Source organism: Pseudomonas corni, assembly GCF_057128765.1.
The window spans coordinates 1-828 of the sequence record NZ_JBSKHW010000038.1 but is presented as its reverse complement, the minus strand read 5'-3'; the positions used below and the strand labels follow the sequence as shown (position 1 = coordinate 828).

At 64.0% G+C, this 828-nt stretch carries 1 protein-coding gene; it reads right to left on the bottom strand.

Annotated features, from left to right (window positions below):
* On the bottom strand, window positions 1-828 hold an 828-nt coding region (locus ACWKV9_RS27660; RefSeq protein WP_483839291.1), incomplete at both ends, for a DUF6531 domain-containing protein.

Below are 828 nucleotides of genomic sequence, written 5' to 3'. Positions count from 1 at the left end.
ACGCTCGTCGATCAGCGCCCACTGGTAAAAACAGCGCAGGCCGCTGGGCAACTGGTGCTCGACCATGCGCTGCTCGTAGTAGACGAAGCGCCGCTGAGTCTGGCCCAACGCGTCCTGCACCTGAGCCAGATCGCCCTGAGCGTCATACGCGTAACTGGCCAGGACCTCGCGGGTTTCATCGATGTACACCCGTTCGATCTGCTCGACCCGCCGCGGCCAGCGCAATGAATACACCAGCAGCAGGCGCACGATGTTGTAGGTGTCGCGCACATGGATCAGACGCCCTAGGCCGTCGTAATCGAGAAAGATCCGGTTGTCGTTGCGATCGCCCAGCTCGGTCAGGCGCAATAACCCAGCATCGGTCGCAACCGGTTCGAACAGGCGATAACGCCCGTCTTCGCTCTCGATCAGTAACTGGCCGTTGTCGTGTCGGCGTACCGCCAGGCCTTCACCGGCGCTGTACACCGCCCCGCCCAAGGGGATGCTGCCCATGTCGATGACGCGCGCCTGCTCATCGGTGTAGATCAGCCGCTCGCCGCCCTCGGGGTGCGGCTCAATGCGCACGCTGACTTCATACGCCACGCTCCAGCCCGTGCCAAACAGGCTGTCGGTTCGGGTGTCGCGGCTGTTGTAGAAGCGCTGCCACTCGACCGGCAGAATCCCGGCGATGAAAAAATCCTGGTCCTCGACATCGCTCAGCACCTTGGCGCCGGTGGCGGTATGCACCGGGTTGGGTGAGCCGCTCATGGCGCGGGTCAAGGCGCCGACCGCAGCGCTCACCGCAAACCCGTTCACGCCACTGAGCGCCATGCACGGCAGGTTGCTGAC